Raw genomic sequence first — 246 nt, 5'->3', positions numbered from 1 at the left:
AAATAGTTGCCAATCCGAACCTAAGTTCTATAGCTTCCGCCCATTATAGAACGGAAGCCGGAAAATTGCCGGCAGCCGCCTTAGCCTGAAGAACAAAATCCGGAACCGGAATGGCGTTTATAAACTCCGCAACCTGACCCATGATCACCGAAAACAGCTTCCTAGGAATCCACTCGGCGAAATCAGCTATCCACTTAACAATATCGTTTAACCAACTCTTCAGCCAATCAAGCATGATTAATCACC

Annotated in this window: 1 protein-coding gene; it reads right to left on the bottom strand. The window is 45.9% G+C overall.

Going from position 1 to position 246, the window contains the following annotated elements; all coding sequences use genetic code 11:
• Positions 1–43: 43 nt before the first annotated feature.
• Entirely contained in the window at positions 44–235 is a 192-nt protein-coding gene (locus ACCC94_RS30440; protein ID WP_413353264.1) for a hypothetical protein, read from the bottom strand.
• Positions 236–246 lie beyond the last annotated feature (11 nt).

Source organism: Pseudomonas sp. Pseusp97, assembly GCF_047304025.1.
Classification (GTDB): Bacteria; Pseudomonadota; Gammaproteobacteria; order Pseudomonadales; family Pseudomonadaceae; genus Pseudomonas.
Note: the sequence above shows the minus strand (reverse complement) of the source record. Positions and strands in the feature narration are given on the sequence as shown.

Coding starts and splice junctions, on each gene's coding strand:
- ACCC94_RS30440 (WP_413353264.1), bottom strand. CDS start 235: ATGCTTGATTGGCTGAAGAGTTGGTTAAACGATATTGTTAAGTGGATA.